Genomic DNA, 20,806 nt, shown 5'->3' with positions numbered 1-20,806 from the left:
ACGCAGCGCTCAGCCGCGCTCCTCGGGGCCGGGATCCATTCCCCGGCCCCGAGGCCTGCGTGCGCCCGGTTCCGTCATCAGGCGGGAACCCGCGCCCCGTTCGCCGACCACGTCGTCCGGGTTGGACAGGACGCAGGTCGCCAAGGACAGGCAGCCGCAGCCGATGCAGTCGGTGAGGTGGTCGCGGAGGCGGTTGAGCTGCTTGATGCGTTCGTCGAGTTCGGAGCGCCAGGCCTCGGAGAGGTGGGCCCAGTCCTCGCGGGTCGGGGTGCGCTCCTCGGGGAGTTCGGCGAGCGCCTCGCGGATGGTGGCCAGCGGGATGCCGACGCGCTGGGCGGCCCGCACGAAGGCGACCCGGCGCAGGGTGTCACGGGTGTACCGACGCTGGTTGCCCGTGGTGCGGCGGCTGCTGATCAGACCCTTGGCCTCGTAGAAGTGCAGGGCGGAGACGGCGGCACCGCTGCGTGCGGCGAGTTGGCCGACGGTCAGCTCGTGGATCTTCTCGGGAATCTGGGGCACCCCTCGAACCCTACCCATCCACCGGCACAGGTGTTCCGTTGACAGCGGCCCGGCATGCGACCATGCTAAGCAGTTGCTTAGGTATGTCGGGACAGATGATGCTGGATGACGTGAGAGGCCGGGACATGGCAGAGCCGAGGATCTTCACCTCCGTCGACGACCTGCGGGCGGCGGTCGGGGAGCAGTTGGGGTACACCGACTGGCTGGAGGTGGACCAGAAGCGGATCGATCTGTTCGCGGACGCGACGGGCGACCACCAGTGGATCCACGTGGACCCGGAGAAGGCGGCGGCGGGCCCCTTCAAGACGACCATCGCGCACGGCTACCTCACCCTGTCGCTGCTCCCGCTCTTCGGACCGCAGCTGATCAAGGTCGAGGGCGTGAAGATGGGCGTCAACTACGGGACGAACAAGGTCCGTTTCCCCGCCCCGGTCCCGGTCGACTCCCGGCTGCGCGCCACCGCGACGATCACCGGCGTCGACGACGTACCGGGCGGCGTCCAGGTGACCGTCGCCTTCACCGTGGAGCGCGAGGGCGGCGACAAGCCGGTGTGCGTGGCCGAGTCGGTGTCCCGCTACTACCTCTGAGCGGCCAAATCCCGCGCAACAACAGCTAGTTGGCCCCCACCATCCGCAGTACGAGGTCGGCGTAGAGCGCGCCGACCTCGTCGGGCGTGCGGGGTCCGTCGAGGCTGAACCAGCGGGCCACGTCGATGCACAGCGACAGGATCGCGAGGGTCGTGCCCTTCACGTCCGGCACATCGAAGGAGCCGTCCGCGACCCCGTCCTCGACGATCCCGCGCACCTCGGCGTCGACCTGCCGGCGCAGCGCGAGGATCTCGGCGCGGGCGTCCGGGCCGAGCGAGTCGAGTTCGTACTGCACGACCCGCGCGGTGGTACGACCGCCCGCGTGCCAGCGCACGAAGGAGCTCACGGCGTCGGCGAGCCGCTCGGCGGCGCTGCCCTCGCGCGCCGCCGCCGTACGCAGGATGTCGAGGGCCTTCTCGTGGCCGATCCTGCTGATCCGGTGGAGCAGCTCTTCCTTGGTCTTGTAGTGGATGTAGAGCGCGGCCGGGCTCATCCCGGCGCGGCCGGCGATGTCCCGGGTGGTCGTCGCGTGGTAGCCGCGCTCGGCGAAGGCCTCCACGGCGGCGATCAGCAGTCGCCGGGCCGCGTCGGGCGTGACCTCTGCCCAGGCCTGCGGGTCGCCCGCGGTCGTCTCCTCCGCCGTACTCATCGCTCGTAAGCCCCTCTCGATGACAAGGGCTCCACCATACCGCCGAACCTGAGCGAGCGCTTAGTCTCCCCGCTCAGAGCTTTTCGAACGGGTTGTAGGTGCCGCGCGCCCCCTCCTGCCGGTCCCGGATCACCTTGGCGAGGGTGAAGGAGGAGGTGACCAGATACAGGACGGCGATCGCGAGGAAGGCCCGCACCCAGGCGTCGGCCTGCAGCTTGAAGATGCCGATGGCGGTCGCCGCGATGGCGACGGAGAAGGACGCGACGGCCTGGCCGTAGAAGGCGGCCGTGTTCTGCGGTTTGCCCGATGCTTCGCTCATGGGGACAAGCGTCCGCTCCTACGGCCGCCACCACATCCGTCGAGGTACTCAGCTGAGGTACTCAGAACGCCGAAATCCCCGTCAGCGCCCGCCCGATGAGCAGTTTCTGGATCTGGCTGGTGCCCTCGTAGAGGGTCATCACGCGGGCGTCGCGCAGCAGCTTCCCGGCCGGGTACTCGTCGATGTAGCCGTAGCCGCCGAAGACCTGGAGCGCGTTGTTCGCGGCGCGCACGGCGGCCTCCGAGGCGAAGAGCTTGGCCTTGGAGGACTCGGTGGCGAAGGGGAGCCCTCGGTCGATGAGGTCGGCGACCCGCCAGGTCAGCAGCCGGGCCGCGTCCACGTCGACGGCGATGTCGCTGATGAGTTCCTGGACGAGCTGGTGGTGGGCGATGGGCTTGCCGAACTGCTCGCGCTCGCCGGCGTAGCGGACCGCCACGTCCAGCGCGGCCTGGGCGATGCCGACACAGCCCGCCGCGACCGACATCCGCCCCTTGGCCAGCGCCGACATGGCGACGGAGAAGCCCTTGCCCTCCGGGGCGAGCATGGTCGAGGCGGGCACGCGGACGTTGTCGAGGACCAGTTCGGCGGTGGCCTGGCCGCGCAGGCCGAGCTTGCCGTGGATCGTGCGGCGGGTCAGGCCGGGGGTGTCGGTGGGCACGAGGAAGGCGGAGACGCCCTTGTGGCCGGGGGCGTCGGTGGAGCGGGCGAAGAGCAGTACGACATCGGCCCAACTGCCGTTCGTGATGAACATCTTGGTGCCGCTGATGACGTAGTCGTCGCCGTCACGCACCGCCCGGGTCGTGAGGTTGCCCGCGTCGGAACCGGTGCCCGGCTCGGTGAGGCCGAAGCAGCCGACGTACTCGCCGGAGGTGAGCCCCGGCAGCCAGCGCCGCTTCTGCTCCTCGCTCCCCCAGGCCGCGATCGACTTGGCGACCAGGCCGAGCGACACGGAGACGATGCCGCGCACCGAGGAGTCGCCGCGGCCGAGTTCCTCCGTGACCAGGCAGTACGCGAGATGGTCACCGCCCGAGCCGCCGTACTCCTCGTCGATGGTCAGACCCAGGAAACCGACCCCGCCGAGCTTCTTCACGATCGACCGGTCGACCTCCTCGGCCCGGTCCCAGGCGACGACGTGCGGGGCGATCTCGCGGTCCACGAAGTCCTTGGCGAGCCGCCGTACGGCCTCCTGCTCCTCGCTCAGTCCCAGGTCCATCGCGCGTCACCCCAAGTGGAAGGCTGTACATCGACTGCTGCACATTGACTGCTGCACATTTAAATTAGCACTGCTAGTTTCGGTCTCGCAGCCCTACTATGTGCGCCATGGCCCGACCGCGCAAGCCCCTCCTCAGCACCGACCGGATCGTCGAGACGGCTCGCATGCTGGTGGACTCGGAGGGGCTGGCGGCCGTCTCCACGCGTCGGCTCGCCGCCGAGTTGGGGGTGAGTGGGCCCTCGCTCTACAACCACTTCCGCACGAAGGACCAGATTCTGGAGGCGGTCGCGGACTCGGTGAGCGCGCAGGTCGATCTGTCGATGTTCGAGGACGGGCGCGACTGGCGTACCGCGCTGCACGACTGGGCCGTTTCCTATCGGTCCGCGCTGCGGGATCACCCGAACATCGTTCCGGTACTGGCCACCGGGCCCGGGCGGCGGCCGGCGGGGTTGCGGCTCGCGGACGCGGTCTATGGGGCGATGGTCGATGCGGGGTGGCCGCCTGCGCAGGCCACGTCGATCGGGGCGTTGATGCGGTACTTCATCATGGGGTCGGCGCTCGGGTCCTTCGCCGGGGGGTTTGTGGACGATGCGAGTGCGTACGACCCTGCTGACTATCCGCATCTTGGGCAGGCGCATCTTCTTGCCGAGCAGCAGGAGAAGATTGATGAGCGGGCTTTTGAGGTGGGGTTGGCTGCGTTGCTGGATGGGTTGGCAGGGCAGTTTGAGCAAGTTGCTGGGCCGTAGGACGGGTTCTGTGGATTGTCGGGTGCGGGTGCGTTGGGCTGGTCGCGCCCGCGCGGCGGAGCCGCAGATCGATACAGCCCCGCACCCCTGAGGAATTGCGCCTGCCGTGACTCAAGAGGCGCCGAAGCCACGCTGCACAGGACGTATGCGTCGATCGGGTCGAGGCCGTAGCGGCTGCCGGTGGTCGATCATTGCGCGGGTCGCGTCCTGGGCCGCCCTCATGAGATCCGGAGCGACGCCCATCGTGGCGTAGTGGCCGGCGCGGTCGGCGTCGGTGCGGAGGGGGCCCGCTGTTTCGAATTGCGGGGCCGCGATTCGGCGGCCCTTGTGCAGGCGGATGCGGGCCGCGCCCGGCAGGGACGCCTCGATCGCGCTGACGCACAACTCACCGTCGCCCTGGGCCGCATGGGGGTCGCCGAGGCCGAGGCGGGCGCCGGGTACCTGGACCGGGAGGTAGAGCTTGGTGCCGACGACCAGGTCCTTGCAGTCCACGTTTCCGCCGAAGTGGCCCGGCGACAGGACGCTTTGGGGTTCGGCGACGTCCGGGCAGACCCCAACTACCCCGCAGAACGGGCGGATTGGGATGTCGGCCACGTCGAGGAAGTTGGCCGTGTCGCCGCCGCCGAGGTCCCACGGGTGCAGATGCGCGTCGGGGAAGTCCTCGCCGAGCAGGCCGAGTCCGGGCAGTACGGCCGTCCAGCCCAGTCCACCGAGCGCAGTTCCAGGAACTCCACCTCCAGTACGTCGCCCGGCTCGGCGTCCCTGACCACGATGGGACCGGCCAGCGGATAGACGCGGTCCCAGTCGAAGCCCGCGACCGCGTCGACGGTCGAGCCCGGGTCGAACACTTGTGCCGGACTCTGCCCCTCCGACCGAGGCGACGTCAAGCCTCACAGGCAATGGATATGACCTCGCAGGCATCGCGCACGCACCCCGACCCTGCCGTCCGATTTCCGCTAGCATCGCCTCCCTGCCCCACCTAGCCTCGGGGCATGAAGAAACCCCTCCGCCCCACCGAGGCGACCGCCGCCGCAGCCGCTGTCGTCACCGTCGTGCTGTGGGCCTCCGCCTTCGTGTCCATCCGGAGCGCCGGAGCCGCCTACTCGCCGGGGGCCCTGGCCCTGGGGCGGCTGACGAGCGGGGCGCTGGCGCTGGGGGTGCTCTGTCTCGTACGGCGGGAAGGGCTGCCGCCCCGGTCCGCGTGGCGGGGGATCGCGATCTCGGGCGCGCTGTGGTTCGGCTTCTACATGGTCGTCCTGAACTGGGGCGAGCAGCAGGTCGACGCCGGTACCGCCGCTCTCGTCGTGAACATCGGGCCGATCCTCATCGCCCTGCTCGGCTCACGGCTGCTCGGTGACGCGATGCCGCCGCGGCTGCTCGCGGGCATGGCGGTGTCCTTCGCCGGTGCGGTGACCGTGGGGCTGTCGATGTCGGGTGAGGGCGGTTCGTCCGTGCTCGGCGTGGCGCTGTGTCTGCTCGCGGCGGTCGCCTACGCCGGCGGAGTCGTCGCCCAGAAGCCGGCCCTCGGCCGCGCCGGCGCGCTCCAGGTGACGACGTTCGGGTGTCTCATCGGGGCGGTGCTCTGTCTGCCGTTCGCGGGACAGCTCGTCCAGGACGCGGCCGACGCGCCCGTCTCCGCCACGCTCAACATGGTCTACCTGGGCGTCTTCCCGACCGCCCTCGCCTTCACCACCTGGGCCTACGCCCTCGCCCGTACGACGGCCAGCCGCATGGGCGCGACGACGTACGCCGTGCCCGCACTGGTCGTCCTGATGTCGTGGCTGGCGCTCGGCGAGGTACCGGGGCTGTTCACGCTGGCGGGCGGGGTGCTGTGTCTGGCGGGTGTGGCGGTGTCGCGGTCCCGGCCGCGCGGGAAGGCGGAGGTGGAGCAGGCCGCGAGCACCGCCACTGACCCGGAGCCCGAACAGGTCCCGTAGGCAAGGCGGTTCAGAACACCACCAAAGCCCGGCCGCCCTTCCCCGCCACCATGTTCTCGAACGCCGTCGGAATCCCGGCCAGTTCGATCCGTTCCGTCACCAGTGCGCCCAGGTCCAGGCGTCCGGCCCGCACGTGCTCGGCGAGTACCGGCAGGTCCTTCGCCGGGTCGGAGTTGCCGTAGACGCAGCCGCTCAACGTCCGTCCCCAGTGGAAGAGTTCGAGGGCGTTGAAGGTGACCTGCTGGTCCTTGCCGCCGATGCCGACGACCGTGGTGCGGCCGCCCCGGCGGGTGGACTCCCAGGCGGTGCGGATGGTGACCGCCCGGCCGACGCACTCCACGGCGACGTCGACGCCCTGTTTTCCGGTCAGGGCGCGGATCTCGCGGGCCGTGTTCTCGGAGGCGACCACGTAGTCCGTCGCTCCGGCCGCGCGCGCCAACTCCTCCTTCTCCGGGGAGACATCGACGGCGATGATCTTCGTGGCGCCCGCGATCCGGGCCGCCTGGAGCGTCGACAGACCCACTCCGCCGACGCCGAAGACCGCGACCGTCTCGCCCTCCCGCACCTGCGCCGAGTGGTGCACGGCGCCGTAGCCGGTGAGGACCGCGCAGCCCAGAAGTGCCGCGTCCGTCAACGGGATTCCGTCCGGGAGGGGGAGGACACAGGCTGCGGATACGACCGTCTCCTCGGCGAACGCCGCTACGTTCAGGCCGGGGTGGAGGTCGGTGCCGTCGGAGGCGCGGTGGGCGTAGACGTCGGCGGCGCCGTTGAGGGCGTTGGCGCAGAGCCAGACCTCGCCGAGGGTGCAGGCGTGGCAAGTGCCGCAGGACGGGGCCCAGTTGAGGACGACGGAGTCGCCGGGTGCGATGTGGGTGACGTCCTCCCCCACGGCCAGCACCGTGCCCGCGCCCTCGTGGCCGAGGACCGCAGGGACCGGGACGCGCATGGTCCCGTTGGTCAGGGACAGGTCGGAGTGGCAGACCCCGGCGGCTGCGAGGCGGACACGGACCTGGCCGGGGCCGGGGTCCGGGAGGTCGATCTCGGCGATCTCCAGCGGAGCGCCCACGGCGGGCAGTACGGCTGCGCGGACCATGCGAACACTCCTCAGAACTGAAGGGACTTGGTCTGGAGGTACTCGGACAGCCCGTGCGCACCGAGTTCCCGGCCCACGCCCGACTGCTTGTAACCCCCGAACGGGGCACGGGGGTTGAAGCGTCCGCCGTTGATGTCGACCTGCCCGGTCTCCAGTCTCCGTGCGAACGCGACCGCTTCCGCCTCCTCGCCGGCCCACACCGCACCGGCCAGGCCGTAGACCGTGCCGTTGGCGATGCGCGCGGCGTCGTCCTCGTCCTCGTAGCGGAGGATGGAGAGGACCGGGCCGAAGATCTCCTCCTGGGCGATCGTCATCCCCGGGGTCACGTCGGCGAAGACGGTCGGGGCGATGAAGTAGCCCTGCGGGGAAGGGGATTCGAGGCCGCCCGCCACCACGCGCGCACCCTCCGCCACACCCTTCTCGATGTAACTCCGCACCCGTGCGTGCTGCTTGGCGTTCACGACCGGGCCGATGCGGTCGCCGTACTTGGCAGCGGCGGTCGCGGCCAGTTGCACCGCCTCGTCGTACTGGTCACGGTGGACCAGCATGCGGGTCCAGGCGCTGCAGGTCTGGCCGGAGTTGGACATCACGTTGGCGACGCCGACGTTGACGGCCTTGGCGAGGTCGGCGCTCGGGAGGATGACGTTGGCGGACTTGCCGCCGAGTTCGAGGGCGACCTTCTTGATCGCGGCGCCCGCCGTGGCGCCGATCTGGCGGCCCACCGCCGTGGAGCCGGTGAAGGAGACCAGGTCGACGCCCGGGTGCTCGGCGAGAGCCTGGCCGGCGACCGGACCGCGGCCGGTGACGAGGTTGAAGACTCCTGCCGGGATGCCCGCCTCGTCGACCGCCTCGGCGAACAACTGGGCGGTGAGCGGGGTGTCTTCGGCGGGCTTCAGCACCACCGTGCAGCCCGCCGCGAGGGCGGGGGCGACCTTGGCGACGATCTGGTGGAGGGGGTAGTTCCAGGGGGTGATCGCGCCGACCACACCGATCGGCTCCTGGTAGACCGTCGAGTTGCCGACCTTCTCCTCGAAGGCGTGGGTCGCGGCGAGTTCGGCGTAGGAGCCCGCGACCGCGATCGGCACGCTCGCGTGGACGGCCTGGGAGAAGGCGAGCGGAGAGCCGAGTTCGGCGGTGACCGTCTCGGCGATCTCGTCCTTGCGGGCGACGAGCACGTCCCTCAACGCCCCCAAGCGCGCCGCCCGTTCGGCGGGCGGGGCGGCGGCCCAGCCCGGAAGGGCGGCACGGGCGGCACGTACGGCGGTGTCGATGTCCTCGGCGGTACCGGCCGGGACGCGGTCGATCACCTGCTCGTCGGCCGGGTTCACCACGTCGATGGTCTCCCCGCTCGCGGCGGGGCGCCAGGCGCCGTCGATGTACATGCCGTCGTGTGCCTTCATCGTGCTGCCTCCCGGGCGTGACTGCGTCGTCCGCCTCACAAACTAGCGGTGTTAGTTTTCCGGCGCCAGAGACTCCCGGTCACGGGTGCACGGCCGGTCAGAAATCGGCCCGGGTCCGGTCGTCCACCCGGCCCACCGACTCCTGCGCGAAGGCCTTCTCGTACGCCCGCCGGATCTCCTCGATCTTCCGGTCGCCCGCACCCGCCGCCGTCACCGGATACAGCAGGATCACCTCGTACGACCGCTCCTTCTCCATCCTCCCGCTCGTGTCCCGCCACTGCCCGCGCCCGCTCTGCACGGTGAGCCCGTCCGGGAAGTCCGGCGTGACCTCCTTGTCGACGAAGGCCATGAACTGCCCGTCGGTGACGGCCGGTCCGCCGTCCGGCCGCTCGGTGCCGAAGAAGAGCTGCGTCTCGACGTACGGCGTTCCGCGCGTCGGCGCCGGAGCGGCCTCCGTGTCGAGGGTGGCGTAGGCGGTCGGGGTCGCGGCGGCCAGGAGGAGGCCGACGATCGCGAGGGCTGCCCGGTTTCGGGTGAGGTGCGCGTTCATGCACCTATCCGTACCGGTCCTCACTCCTCCAGGTCGGGCAGCCGCGCCGGGGCGGGCGAGATCCGTTCGCCGTGCTGGTCGAAGACGAACAGGTGGGCGATGTCCACGAGGAGCGGGACCTGCATGCCGTGGCGGAGTTGGATGTCGGGGGTGGTGCGGACGACGAGGTCGCCGGGGAGGCGGCCCTCGGGCGGTATGAGGTCGGGTTCCGTGTCCGCCGGATGGTCCAGGACGACGACCGGGCCGGCGCGCAGCACGCCCGCGCGCTCCCGCAGCCGGCCCAGGACGCCGCCCTCGCGTCGGCGGCGCCTGGCCGGGCGGGTGAGGCGTGGGGCCTCCAACTCCGGTACCACGGCGGGCCGGGAGCCGGTGTTGAAGTGGACGAGGACCTCGTGGCCCTGGAACTCCACATGCTCGACCAGGCCGCTGATCGGCACCTCGCCGGGGCGGGCGGCGGCGGGCTTGGCGATGCGGATCGCCTCGGAGCGCAGGCCGACGATGACCTCGCGGCCCTGCTGGACGCGGAGCAACTGGTGGTCCAGGCACAGGGGTTCGGGCAGGCGCAGATACTGCTTGCCGAGGCTGATGGTCATCGCGCCGTCCAACGGGGCCCGGACCAGACCGCGCAGAAGGTTGATGCGCGGGGTGCCGACGAAGGCGGCGACGAAGACGTTGCGGGGCAGCGCGTACACCGAGCGGGGGCTGCCGACCTGCTGGAGGACCCCGCCGCGCAGGACGGCGACCCGGTCGCCCAGCGACATGGCCTCGGCCTGGTCGTGGGTGACGTAGACCGTGGTGACGCCCAACTCGCGGGTGAGGGAGGAGATTTCGGCGCGCAGGTGGTTGCGGAGCTTGGCGTCGAGGTTGGAGAGCGGCTCGTCCATCAGGAAAGCGGAGGGGTGGCGGGCGATGGCCCGGCCCATGGCGACGCGCTGGCGTTCGCCGCCGGAGAGCTGGCCGGGGAAGCGGTCGAGGAGTTCCTCGATGCCGAGCATGCGGGCGGTGGCGTCGACGCGCGGGCGCGGGTCGGCTCCGGGTGCCTCGATGCGCAGCGGGAAGCCGATGTTGTCGCGGCTGGTCATGCTCGGGTAGAGGGCGAAGTTCTGGAAGACCATCGCCATGTCCCGTTCCGAGGGGGCGAGTTCGTTGGCGTACTCGCCGTCGAGCCTCAACTCGCCCTCGGTGATCTCCTCCAGGCCCGCGATCATGCGCAGCACGGTCGACTTGCCGCACCCGGACGGCCCGAGCAGCACGAGGAACTCCCCCGGCGCGATGTCCAGCGACAACCGGTCCACCACGCGGGCGCCTCGCGCGTAGGCCTTGCTCACGTCGTGCAGGGAGATGGCGCGTGTCATGACGAGTGCCCCCGGGGGCTCCGCGATCGGATCGCCCCGTACGGGTCGTACGAGGCTTGTGAGTCACGGAAGTTAACGGAATGTGCGCGCCCGGGGGAAGAGACCGGACGGGATCGGGCGGGTCGGTCCGGGTGGTGAGAAAACGGACGATCGCGTTCAGCGCGTGCGGCCGCGTTCGTGGGTCGTGGTGAGGTGGGCGAACACGACGGTGTTGCCGGAGTAGCCGGTCCGGTGGTCGTAGCTGCCACCGCGGGTGATCAGGCGGAGTTCGGGCCGGCCGCGGGCGCCGTAGACCTCCTGGTCGGGGAAGTGCGCCTTCTCGTACGTCTTCACCGCGTCGACCGTGTAGACGGCGGTCCGGCCGTCGGCGCGGCGGGCCTCGATCAGGCGGCCGGGCTTGAGTCCACCGAGGCCCACGAAGACGGCGGGGCCGGTCATGGTGTCGAGGTGGCCGACGGCGACGGCGGTGCCCTGTTCGCCGGGGGCGGGCCCGTCCGCGTACCAGCCCACCTGCTTGGAGTCGTCCTCCGGCGGCGCGGACATGTGCCGTCCGCGGCCGAGCCGGTGCGGGACGACCGGGGCGTCGACATCGAGGTAGGGGATGACGAGACCGGTCGCGCGGGAGCGCGGGAGGGGGCGCGGCGGAGGTGCCGGGCGGGCGGAGCAGGCCAAGGGGTGCGCGGGGGGCGGCTGTTGACCGCCGCGCGCGTCCGTGCGGATGCCCGTGGCCGGCGGAGCAGCCCGGTTCGGGCCGGAGGCGCCTGTGGCCGGCGGAGCCGCCCCGGCCGGGCCGGAGGTGTCCGCGACCGACGACGTCGCCCGGGCCGGGGTGGCGGGGCCCGCGCCCCCGGCGCACCGGGCGCCGCCGACCATCAGGAAGACGGCCGGCACGATGGTCCGCGTGAGCCGGTAGGCCCGCGTCCGGTAGCAGGGCCGACGGCGTCGCACCACGCGGGTGGTGGTGCGGCCCGGCGCCTCGCGGGAGGCGCGCCCGGCCGGTCACGGCCCTTGGCGCGGGCGCATGGTGTCAGCGCCCCGCACCCCGGTGGGGCGCGGGGCGGCGCTGGAGTTCATCGCATCCGCTCAGGACGCACCGTGAGGACGGCGGCGCAGCCGGAACCAGACCACCCCGCCGACCGCGGTCAGGCCCACCGCGGCGGCACCCGCGAGCGGGGTCAGGGCCGCTTCCCGGGCCAGCCCGCCGCCACCGGCGGGCGGACCGCCGTTGGGACCGCCCGGTCCGCCGCCGGGACCGCCGGTGCCGCCACTGGGACCGCCGCCGGGCGGTGGTGTCGGGCAGTCGACCTTGAAGACCTTCTGCTTGGCCTTGCCGTTCTCGCCGACGAAGTTCCAGGTCAGCTTGTACATGCCGTTCGGCAGCGTCGCGACGGGCATGGTGTGGCCGGTGCCGCCGATGAGCGTGATGGAGCCGGAACGGGTCGCGCCGCCCAGGACCAGCGGCTGGGTCTCGATTGAAGAGCGTCCCCACCTCGTGGATCTTGACGTCTCCGTTGTCACCGGCGGCGGCTCGACGGGGCAGGAATAAGGTCGGCATGAACAGCCCTGCGAATCAGGTGATTATCGTAAGAATTACTCTTTAACCTGATTCCCTCTCGCATCCGGCCCGCCGAACGTGTGCGCAGCGCCGTACGCGCCGTCAGATGTCGCTAGATATCGCCCTTCCGGCTCAAGGACGGCCGCCCGCGCCGCACGCTGCCGGGAGCCGTCCGCTCCCGGGCGGCACCGCCCGGCGACCGCAGCGCGGCCCCCGCCGAGAGCACCAGCAGCGCGCCGAGCATCACGAACGGCGCCGCCACTCCCGCGACTCCGGCGACGAGACCCGCGCCGGCGGGCGCGGCGGCCTGGCCGAGCCGGTTGCCGGTGAGGCGCAGCGCGAGGGCGGTGGAGCGGGCGCCGTCGGGGGCCGCCTGGACGACGGTCGTCATGGAGAGCGGCTGGCCGACGCCGAGACAGAAGCCGAGCACGGCGAGCATCAGGCCGATGGCCCACACCGGTACCGGCAGGGCGATGCCCGCGCACAGGACGCCCGCGAGGAGGCAGGTCGCGGTCAACAGGGCGGCCCTGCCGAGCAGTTGGAGGAGCGGGGTGAGGACCAGGCGGCAGGCGATGGTGGCCGCCGCGCGGATGCTGAGCAGTACGCCGATCACCGAGGGCGCGATGCCCCGGTGTTCGCCGACCACCGGGAGGTAGGCGGTGAGGATGTCGGTCGCGGAAAGCACCGAGAGGCTGACGAAGATGCCCGCGGGCACGCCCCGGGCGCCGAGGATGCTGCGCATGGGCACGCGATCGCCTTGCCGCGTACGGGACTTGACGGCCGTACGGTCCTCGATGCGCCACAGGGACGTGAACGATACGGCGGCGCCCGCGCCCGCGACGAGCAGGGCCAGGGCGCTGGTGCCGGCCATGTCGGAGCCGCCGATCAGGACGCCCGCGGCGATGGGGCCGACGAGTTGGCCGAGGGAGGCGCCGATGGTGAAGTGGCCGAAGTTGCGGTCCTGTTCGTGCGGCGCCGACTGGCGGGCGACCAGCGACTGGGCGCCGATGACGAAGCAGAGGTGGCCCAGGCCCATCACGCCGCTCCACATCGCCATCGCCCAGAGGGAGTTGGCCAGTCCGCTCAGTGCGCAGCCGCCGGAGATCAGGATCACGCCGACGGGCAGCAGGGGTGCGCAGCGGCCGTGGTCGGTGCGGCGGCCGAGCGGTACGGCGGCGAACAGCGGGAGCAGCGCGTACACGCCCGCGATGACACCGATCGCCCGCTCGTCCGCGCCGAGCGCGAGGGCCCGGTAGGACACCGCGGGGCGGGCCATCGACACCGCCGCCTGCGCGAAGCTGAAGGCGATGACGAGGCGGAGCAGCCAGCCGCGGTTCCTGCCGGGCGCCATGGTCAAGTCCCTTGTCGTGTGGGTCAGATGATGCCGAACAGGATTCCTGCCCCGAGGACGACGAGCGATGTCAGTGCCGCCCACTTGACCACGAACCGTGTGTGGTCGCCGAACTCCACCTTGGCCATGCCGACCAGGACGTACACGGCGGGCACGAGCGGGCTCGACATGTGCAGGGGCTGGCCGACGAGGGAGGCGCGGGCGATCTCCAGGGAGGAGACGCCGTGTGCCTGGCCGGCCTCGGCGAGCACGGGGAGGATGCCGAAGTAGAAGCCGTCGTTCGACATGAAGTACGTGAGCGGGATGCTGAGCACGCCGGTCACGAAGGCCATGTGCGGGCCCATTCCGTCGGGGATGTTGTCGACCAGCCAGGTCGCCATGTGGTCGACCATGCCGGTGCCCTGGAGGACGCCGGTGAAGACGGCGGCGGCGAAGACCATGCCGGAGACGTTGAGGACGTTCTCCGCGTGCGCACCGAGGCGGGCCTTCTGGTCGGGCATGTGGGGGAAGTTGACGGTCAGGGCGAGCGCGGCACCGAGCAGGAACAGCACCGGGATCGGCAGCCACTCCATGATCATGGCGGTGAGCAGGGTGACCGTGAGCAGCGCGTTGAACCAGTAGAGCCTGGGGCGCAGGGTCGGGCGGTTGGGGTCGAGGCCCCGGAAACCGTCGTCCTCGTCGGGCAGTTCGGCGTCCGCGTCCGTGCCGGAGCCGTAACTGCCGGTGGCCTTACGGTCGTTGCCGGCGCCCGAAGCGCCGGTGCCCTTGCCCTTGCCGGCTCCCACGAGAACCGTCTCCGACTCGGCGGGCTCCTCCACGAGCACCTCGTCCAGCGTCAGCACCCCGAGCCGCTTGCGTTCGCGGCGGCCGAGGACGTACGCGAGGAAGAGGACGCCGAGCAGGCCCACGGCGAGCGCCGGGATCATCGGGACGAAGATGTCGCCGGCGTTGAGCTTGAGGGCGGTCGCGGCGCGGGCGGTCGGGCCGCCCCAGGGGAGCGTGTTCATCACGCCGTTGGCCATCGCGGCGACACCGGTCATCACGACCAGGCTCATCTTCAGGCGTTTGTACAGCGGGTACATCGCCGAGACGGTGATCATGAAGGTGGTGGAGCCGTCGCCGTCCAGGGAGACGATCGCGGCGAGGACCGCCGTACCGAGCACGATCCGCAAGGGGTCGGCCTTGCAGAACTTCAGGATCCCCCGGACGATCGGGTCGAAGAGACCCACGTCGATCATCACACCGAAGTAGACGATCGCGAACATGAGCATCGCCGCGGTGGGCGCGAGGCTGGTGACGCCGTCGATGACGTAGTCGCCGAGCTTGGCGCCCTTTCCGACGAAGACGCAGAACAGCGCCGGTATCAGGACGAGCGCCGCGATCGGCGACATCTTCTTCAGCATGATCAGGACCAGGAAGGTCGCGATCATGGTGAAGCCGAGGATGGTCAGCATGAGTGGAACACCTAACGTTCGCCTTTGAACTCCCACCAGGGACGGCAGTGCGATGACGTTAGGTCGCGCAAAGCGGCGTTAACAAGATGTTGACGCGCGAGCAATAAGCGCAAAACTCCAGGTCACAGCGGTGCGATGAGTGCGGCGACCTCCACGGGCACTCCGTTGAGCACCGCGTTGCCCGACAGCGGGTCGAGGAGACTGCCGTCGAGCAGCTGGTTCACGTTGACGCCCGGATCGGCGGACGCGTGGCTGAGCCGGGTGCCGGGACGGTCGTGTCCCCAGCCGTGCGGGAGGCTCACCACGCCCCGGCGCAGGGCGTCCGTGATCTCGGCGGGGGCGGTCACCTCTCCCCCGGCGCCCTTCACCCGGACCGGCGCTCCGTCGGTCACGCCGAGCCGCTCCGCGTCCTCGGGGTGGATGTGCAGGGTGCAGCGGTTGGTGCCGCCGGTGAGGGCGGGCACGTTGTGCATCCAGCTGTTGTTGGAGCGGAGGTGACGGCGGCCGACGAGGACCAGTCCGTCCGCGCGCTCGCTCATGGCCTGCCGGAGCCGGGGCAGGTCGTCGGCGATCGGCTGAGGCAGCAGTTCGACCTTGCCGCTGCGGGTCTTCAGGGGCTGCGGCAGGCGGGAGGCGAGCGGGCCCAGGTCGATGCCGTGCGGGTGCGCGAGCAGCTGCTGGAGGGTCAGCCCGTCCGGTCGTACGCCGAAGCCGTCGCCGTAGGGGCCCAGGCGCAGCATCATGTCGAGCCGGCGCTCGGGGCCGGTGTCGCCGGTGAGTCGGTCGGCGATCTCGCGCGGATCGCGGCCGTGGACGGGCGAGTTGGGATCCTTGACGGCCTTGGCGAGGGTCTGGTCGACGACCATCGTGTCGACGGCGGCCGGGTCGGCGCCGTGCATACCGGTCGCGGCGAGGATCAGCCGGGCCAGGATCTCGGTCTCGGCCATCCGGCCGGGCTCCAGCGGGATGGCGGGGCGGGAGTAGCGGACCTGGTTGCGGACGGCCAGGGTGTTGAACGCGAAGTCGTGGTGCGGGCTCTGGGAGGGCGGGGGCGGCGGAAGGACGACGTCGGCGTGGCGCGCGGTCTCGTTGAGGTACGGGTCGACGCTCACCATGAAGTCGAGCGAGTCGAGGGCCTTGTCGAGGCGGGCGCCGTCCGGTGCGGAGAGCACGGGGTTGGCGGCGACGGCGATGAGTGCGCGGATCGGTTCGCCCTCGGAGGTCGCGGTGTCGATCTCCTCGGCGAGCGCGGAGAGCGGCAACTCACCTTTGGCTTCCGGGTATTGACTCACCCGGGAGTGCCAGCGCCCGAGCGCGAAGCCGCGTCCCGGTCCGGCGGGCCGCGGTGTCCGGTCGGTGGCGGCCTGCGGGAAGAGGGCGCCGCCGGGCCGGTCGAGGTTGCCGGTGAGGATGTTGAGGACGTCGACGAGCCAGCTGGCGAGGGTGCCGTGCGGGACCGTGCAGCTGCCGATACGGCCGTAGACGGCGGCAGTTGGGGCAGCCGCCAGTTCGCGGGCGAGGGCGCGGATCTCGGCGGCGGGCACGTCGCACGCCTCCGCCACGGCCTCCGGGGTGAACTCCCGTACCTGCGCGCGGACTTCGTCGACACCCTGGACGTGCGGGGCCAACTCCCCCAGGTCCACGAGCCGTTCGTCGAAGAGGACGTATGTCATCGCCGCGAGCAGCAGGGCGTCGGTGCCGGGGCGGACCGCGATGTGCCGGTCGGCGAGCTTGGCGGTGCGGGTGCGGCGCGGGTCGATGACGGTGAGGGTGCCGCCGCGGGCCTTGAGCGCCTTGAGCTTGCCGGGGAAGTCGGCGGCGGTGCACAGACTCCCGTTGGACTCAAGGGGGTTGGCGCCGATGAGGAGCAGATGGTCGGTGTGGTCGAGGTCGGGAACCGGGATCGCGTTGGCGTCGCCGTAGAGCAGGCCGCAGGAGACGTGTTTGGGCATCTGGTCGACCGTGGAGGCGGTGAAGACGCTGCGGGTACCGAGGGCGCCGAGCAGGACCTGCGGGTAGAGGGCGCCTGCCATGGTGTGCACGTTGGGGTTGCCGAGGACGACACCGACGGCGTTCGGGCCGTGCCGCTCGACGACCGGGCGCAGGCCGGCCGCGACCGCGTCGAAGGCCTCCTCCCAGGTGGCCTCGCGCAGTTCGCCGTCGCGGCGGACGAGGGGGGTGCGCAGCCGGTCGGGGTCGCCGTCGACGGCGCCGAAGGAGGCGCCCTTGGGGCAGATGAACCCCCGGCTGAACACATCCTCGCGGTCGCCTCGGGCGCCGGTCACCCGGGTGCCCTCGATGGTGAGGGTCAGCCCGCAGGTGGCTTCGCACAGGGGGCAGATACGCAGGGCGGTGCGGGACACGGGGCCTCCCAAGGGCGACGTTGCCTCTTGGCGGTGAGCATACCGACCGGTATGGACGGTGGCGAGGGGGTGCCGGAGTGAGGTCGGATACCCGCGGAACGTGGCCGTTCGGCCACCGGGGTCAGTCCAGTACTCGCGCGAGATACGCCCGCAGCAGCGCCCGTGTCTCCTCGATGACCTTCTCGTCGCCCTCGGGAGCGACCCGGAAGGCGAGGTGGACGAGGGAGTCGGCGGTCTCCACCGCGATCAGGAAGGTGCGGCGGAGCTCGTCGTCGGGTTCGCGCGCCAGATAGCCGGAGAGCAGGTCGGTGAGGCGGTCGGCGACGCGGTGGTTGGGTTCCGCGTGGCCCGAGCCGACCGGGATCTGGTTGCCGAAGTCGACGAGGGAGAAGCCGGGCGCGGTGCGCTTCATGGCGATGTACTCGTCCAGGACGGCGTCCACCGCCGCCCGCCACCCTCCCCCATCGCCACCGGCCTCCTCGAGGCGCTCGGTGACGCGCTCCGTGTAGCGCTCCAGGTTCCGCTGGGCGAGGGCGTCGGCCATCGCGCGCTTGTTCCCGAAGAAGCGGTACACCGAGCCGATGGGGACGCCGGCGCGCACGGCCACGGCCCGGGTGCTCAGCGCGTCGTAGCCGACTTCGTCGAGGAGGTCGGCGCAGGCGTCGAGGATCCTGGTCAGCCGTTCGGCGCTGCGCCGCTGCACGGGCGCACGACGGAGCGATGTCGTGTGGGGCACGGGCTTCATGATGCCTTTCCGCCGCGGTCAGGAGAAGCTCGTACCTCAGTACGGAACTGGGTGCCCATAGCACTCATTCGGGCCCCCGCGTGGATGCGGAACCGGGTGTCTTGCTGCCGTCGGGCGTGGCCTGCACCGCCGACTCCGTGATGTCCGCCGTACTCTCCACCGGTTTGCCGTGTACGGCCCACACGGTGCCGTCGTCGGCGTACAGGCGCGCGGTGACGTGGTGGGTGCCCTGCGGGACCAGGTCGGCCGCGAGCCGGTACTCGGGGACGCGGAGCCGGGCAACGGTGCGGCCGTCCACCAGAAGGCGGACCGTGCCGCGGCCCGCGACCGCGACCGGCTTCACGCCGGCGGGCGAGAAGCGGAAGTCGTGGACGGTCAGCCGGACGTCCCAGCTGTCGTCGGAGGCGTCGGGCTCCACCTCGATACCGACCTCCGGCGCGCCCTTCTTGCTCACCTCGCGGTAGTGCCGGCCCTGCCCGTCCGTGTCGTCGAGCACCTTGCCCACGGGGGACGGCGACACCCGGTCACCCTTCCGCGCCTGGGCATCACCGGACCCGCAGCCCGCCGATCCGGCCAGCAGCAGGGCACAGACCGCGAGCGCGGTGAGAAGTGCGCGCGACCACGACATGCCCGGGAGACTAGAACACCGGTCTGACAGCCGGATCCCCCTTGAGGCTGGTTCTTCGCCCCGGAAGTCGGATTTTCCCTGAACCTTTGTCGTCCCCTTGCGCCCGCGAAACCGCAATCCTACGGTGATGCATAGGAATCAGACGGCTCAGAGGGCGAGGAGCAGAGATGAGCGATGGGGGTACCTCCCGCGCGAGCGGGTTCGAGCGTGGGGGAGTCCGCAAGACCGCCGAGGGGCTGGCCCACCTCACCGGTTTCGGGAACGAACACAGCTCGGAGGCGGTGCCGGGCGCCCTGCCCGATGGCCGCAACGCCCCGCAGCGCGCACCGCTCGGCCTCTACGCCGAGCAGCTCAGCGGTACGGCCTTCACCGAGCCGAGGGCGCACAACCGCCGCTCGTGGCTCTACCGCATCCGTCCCTCGGCCGCGCACCCGCCCTTCACCCGCACCGACAACGGCGGGATCCGTACGGCGCCCTTCACGGAGTCGGTGCCCGACCCGAACCGGCTGCGCTGGAACCCGCTGCCCGCACCCTCGCCCGGCACCGACTTCCTGGCCGGCCTGTGGACCCTGGGCGGCAACGGCGACGCGACCCGGCGCACCGGCATGGCCGTGCACCTGTACCACGCCGACTCCTCCATGGACCGCGTCTTCAGCGACGCGGACGGCGAGCTGCTGATCGTCCCGGAGCGCGGCGGGCTGCTGCTGCGCACGGAGTTCGGGCTCCTCCATGTGGAGCCGGGACATGTGGCGTTGATCCCCCGTGGGGTGCGCTTCCGTGTGGAGCTGCTGGATGCTTCAGCCCGCGGATATGTGTGCGAGAACTATGGGGCACCCTTCCAGCTCCCCGACCTCGGCCCGATCGGCGCCAACGGCCTCGCCAACGCCCGGGACTTCAGGGCGCCGGTCGCCGCGTACGAGGATGTCGAGGGCCCGGTCGAGGTGGTGAACAAGTTCTGCGGCCACCTCTGGACCGCGACCTACGACCACTCGCCGCTCGATGTCGTCGCCTGGCACGGCAACCATGTGCCGTACGCCTACGATCTGCGCCGCTTCAATGTGCTCGGCTCCATCTCCTACGACCACCCCGACCCGTCGATCTTCACTGTGCTCACGTCCCCGTCGGACACCCCGGGCCTGGCCGGCGTGGACTTCGTCGTGTTCGCCCCGCGCTGGCTGGTGGGCGAGGACACGTTCCGGCCGCCGTACTTCCACCGGAACGTGATGAGCGAGTACATGGGGCTCATCGAGGGCGCCTACGACGCGAAGGCCGAGGGCTTCGTGCCCGGGGGCGGCTCGCTGCACAACATGATGTCGGCGCACGGACCGGACCGGGAGACCTTCGACCGCGCGAGCGCCGCGGAGCTGCGCCCGCAGAAGATCGACGACGGCCTGGCGTTCATGTTCGAGACCCGCTGGCCGGTGACGGCGACGGACCAGGCGGCGCACGCCGACCACCTCCAGCAGGGCTACGACGACGTCTGGCGGGGCCTGCAGCGCCACTTCCGCCCCACGCACTGACAACTCCCCACCGGCCCACGGCCCTTGCACCGATCCCTCCCTACCGGTACGGATGGCCCCGTGACCTCCTTCGCCCCGGATTCGATCGTCCTGAACCGCAAGCTGCCGCTCTGGTACCAGGTGTCGCAGTCGCTGCGCGCCTCGATACTCGGCCGCTCGCCCCAGGATCCGCTGCGGCTGCCCACGGAGGAGCAGCTCGCGGGGCACTACGGCGTCAGCGTGCTCACCATGCGACAGGCGCTGAAGGAGCTGGAGGACGAAGGGCTGATCACCCGCCACCGCCGTCGCGGCACGTTCATCGAGCCGGACGTCCGACGGGCCACGCCGGTACGGCTGCTGGGCTCGGTCGACGCGATCGTGGCCCAGCAGTCCGGCATGACGACCGAACTCCTCGACCACGGCAAGGTGTCCGTACCGCCCGAACTCGCCGAACACTTCCCGGACTTGACCGAGTTGGCGGCATACCACCGCCTCCGCGGCGACGAGAAGACCGGCGAGCCCACGAACCACGCCCGCAACCACATCCGCCCCGAACTGGCGGCGCGCCTCGACCCGGACGACCTGATCCGCTGGCCGATGACCAAGGTGCTGCGGGACATCGTCGGCGCGGACATCAGCCGCATCACGGACACCGTGGAGGCCCGCCTGGCCGACCCGGAGACCGCCCGCCTCCTCCAAGTCCCGCTCCTCAGCCCGATCCTGCACTACACGGGCATCACCTACGACACCCGGGGCAGGGTCCTGGACGTGGCCGTCATCCACTACCGGGGGGACCGTTTCTCCTTCTCGGTCACGCTCGACGTCGCGAACTGAGGTCGTCGT

At 71.2% G+C, this 20,806-nt stretch carries 22 protein-coding genes; 6 read left to right on the top strand and 16 right to left on the bottom strand.

Annotated elements, in window-relative coordinates:
• Positions 1-9 precede the first annotated feature (9 nt).
• Positions 10-519 (bottom strand): redox-sensitive transcriptional activator SoxR, encoded by a 510-nt coding sequence (gene soxR, locus OH768_RS41110; protein WP_406461502.1) that lies wholly within the window; start codon positions 517-519, stop codon positions 10-12.
• Between the two features lie 125 nt (positions 520-644).
• On the opposite strand from soxR, the gene OH768_RS41105 reads away from it, so the two are divergent.
• On the top strand, positions 645-1,106 hold the full coding sequence (locus OH768_RS41105) for a MaoC family dehydratase (RefSeq protein WP_362972400.1): 462 nt from the start codon (positions 645-647) through the stop codon (positions 1,104-1,106).
• 25 nt (positions 1,107-1,131) lie between these two features.
• On the opposite strand, the gene OH768_RS41100 is transcribed toward OH768_RS41105, so the two are convergent.
• The 3 genes from OH768_RS41100 to OH768_RS41090 form a co-directional block, all read right to left on the bottom strand.
• On the bottom strand, positions 1,132-1,755 hold the full coding sequence (locus OH768_RS41100) for a TetR/AcrR family transcriptional regulator (protein WP_093624869.1): 624 nt from the start codon (positions 1,753-1,755) through the stop codon (positions 1,132-1,134).
• A 73-nt stretch (positions 1,756-1,828) separates the two neighbouring features.
• Positions 1,829-2,074, bottom strand: a complete 246-nt coding sequence (locus OH768_RS41095) for a YiaA/YiaB family inner membrane protein (RefSeq protein WP_019066249.1) — start codon at positions 2,072-2,074, stop codon at positions 1,829-1,831.
• A 61-nt stretch (positions 2,075-2,135) separates the two neighbouring features.
• The gene (locus tag OH768_RS41090) at positions 2,136-3,287 is read right to left on the bottom strand and encodes an acyl-CoA dehydrogenase family protein (RefSeq protein WP_406461500.1); all 1,152 of its coding nucleotides are present in this window, start codon (positions 3,285-3,287) and stop codon (positions 2,136-2,138) included.
• A gap of 107 nt (positions 3,288-3,394) precedes the next feature.
• On the opposite strand from OH768_RS41090, the gene OH768_RS41085 reads away from it, so the two are divergent.
• Positions 3,395-4,033 (top strand): TetR/AcrR family transcriptional regulator, encoded by a 639-nt coding sequence (locus OH768_RS41085; protein WP_406461498.1) that lies wholly within the window; start codon positions 3,395-3,397, stop codon positions 4,031-4,033.
• 111 nt (positions 4,034-4,144) lie between these two features.
• Here the strand turns inward: OH768_RS41085 and OH768_RS41080 are convergent, their stop codons facing one another.
• Entirely contained in the window at positions 4,145-4,627 is a 483-nt protein-coding gene (locus tag OH768_RS41080; protein WP_406461496.1) for an acetamidase/formamidase family protein, read from the bottom strand.
• Positions 4,628-4,669: 42 nt separating this feature from the next.
• Here OH768_RS41080 and OH768_RS41075 point away from each other — a divergent pair, with 42 nt between their 5' ends.
• Positions 4,670-4,825, top strand: a complete 156-nt coding sequence (locus OH768_RS41075; protein ID WP_406461494.1) for a hypothetical protein — start codon at positions 4,670-4,672, stop codon at positions 4,823-4,825.
• A 200-nt stretch (positions 4,826-5,025) separates the two neighbouring features.
• On the top strand, positions 5,026-5,970 hold the full coding sequence (locus tag OH768_RS41070) for a DMT family transporter (RefSeq protein ID WP_406461492.1): 945 nt from the start codon (positions 5,026-5,028) through the stop codon (positions 5,968-5,970).
• A gap of 10 nt (positions 5,971-5,980) precedes the next feature.
• On the opposite strand, the gene OH768_RS41065 is transcribed toward OH768_RS41070, so the two are convergent.
• From OH768_RS41065 to OH768_RS41015, 11 genes are all read right to left on the bottom strand, one after another.
• Complete coding sequence (locus tag OH768_RS41065) at positions 5,981-7,063, bottom strand: Zn-dependent alcohol dehydrogenase (RefSeq protein WP_406461491.1); 1,083 nt, start codon at positions 7,061-7,063, stop codon at positions 5,981-5,983.
• Positions 7,064-7,074: 11 nt separating this feature from the next.
• Positions 7,075-8,463 carry an aldehyde dehydrogenase family protein gene (locus tag OH768_RS41060; protein WP_406461490.1) on the bottom strand — a complete coding sequence of 463 codons (1,389 nt, stop codon included), beginning with the start codon at positions 8,461-8,463 and terminating at the stop codon, positions 7,075-7,077.
• Positions 8,464-8,560: 97 nt separating this feature from the next.
• Positions 8,561-9,013, bottom strand: coding sequence for a DUF3574 domain-containing protein (locus OH768_RS41055; protein WP_406461489.1), 453 nt, complete (start codon positions 9,011-9,013; stop codon positions 8,561-8,563).
• Positions 9,014-9,033: 20 nt separating this feature from the next.
• Positions 9,034-10,368 carry an ABC transporter ATP-binding protein gene (locus tag OH768_RS41050; RefSeq protein WP_406461488.1) on the bottom strand — a complete coding sequence of 445 codons (1,335 nt, stop codon included), beginning with the start codon at positions 10,366-10,368 and terminating at the stop codon, positions 9,034-9,036.
• 156 nt (positions 10,369-10,524) lie between these two features.
• A complete protein-coding gene (locus OH768_RS41045; RefSeq protein ID WP_406465659.1) occupies positions 10,525-11,259 on the bottom strand; it encodes a class F sortase in 735 nt (244 codons plus the stop codon).
• A 192-nt stretch (positions 11,260-11,451) separates the two neighbouring features.
• Positions 11,452-11,763, bottom strand: coding sequence for a hypothetical protein (locus OH768_RS41040; protein WP_406461486.1), 312 nt, complete (start codon positions 11,761-11,763; stop codon positions 11,452-11,454).
• Between the two features lie 272 nt (positions 11,764-12,035).
• A complete protein-coding gene (locus OH768_RS41035) occupies positions 12,036-13,274 on the bottom strand; it encodes an MFS transporter (RefSeq protein WP_406461485.1) in 1,239 nt (412 codons plus the stop codon).
• Between the two features lie 23 nt (positions 13,275-13,297).
• Positions 13,298-14,728 (bottom strand): CitMHS family transporter, encoded by a 1,431-nt coding sequence (locus OH768_RS41030; RefSeq protein ID WP_406461483.1) that lies wholly within the window; start codon positions 14,726-14,728, stop codon positions 13,298-13,300.
• A gap of 122 nt (positions 14,729-14,850) precedes the next feature.
• Complete coding sequence (locus OH768_RS41025; RefSeq protein ID WP_406461481.1) at positions 14,851-17,091, bottom strand: molybdopterin oxidoreductase family protein; 2,241 nt, start codon at positions 17,089-17,091, stop codon at positions 14,851-14,853.
• Positions 17,092-17,212: 121 nt separating this feature from the next.
• Complete coding sequence (locus tag OH768_RS41020; RefSeq protein WP_406461479.1) at positions 17,213-17,836, bottom strand: TetR family transcriptional regulator; 624 nt, start codon at positions 17,834-17,836, stop codon at positions 17,213-17,215.
• Positions 17,837-17,900: 64 nt separating this feature from the next.
• The gene (locus tag OH768_RS41015) at positions 17,901-18,464 is read right to left on the bottom strand and encodes a hypothetical protein (RefSeq protein ID WP_406461478.1); all 564 of its coding nucleotides are present in this window, start codon (positions 18,462-18,464) and stop codon (positions 17,901-17,903) included.
• Between the two features lie 167 nt (positions 18,465-18,631).
• Between OH768_RS41015 and hmgA the strand changes: the two genes are divergently transcribed.
• Together hmgA and OH768_RS41005 are read left to right on the top strand one after the other, a co-directional pair.
• Positions 18,632-19,984, top strand: coding sequence for a homogentisate 1,2-dioxygenase (hmgA, locus tag OH768_RS41010; RefSeq protein WP_406461476.1), 1,353 nt, complete (start codon positions 18,632-18,634; stop codon positions 19,982-19,984).
• Between the two features lie 60 nt (positions 19,985-20,044).
• A complete protein-coding gene (locus OH768_RS41005) occupies positions 20,045-20,797 on the top strand; it encodes a GntR family transcriptional regulator (protein WP_388105989.1) in 753 nt (250 codons plus the stop codon).
• Positions 20,798-20,806: the final 9 nt, after the last annotated feature.

The organism is Streptomyces sp. NBC_01622 (genome assembly GCF_045209635.1).
Classification (GTDB): domain Bacteria; phylum Actinomycetota; class Actinomycetes; order Streptomycetales; family Streptomycetaceae; genus Streptomyces.
The sequence above is the reverse complement of the archived record's forward strand: the minus strand, read 5'-3'. Positions and strand labels throughout refer to the sequence as shown.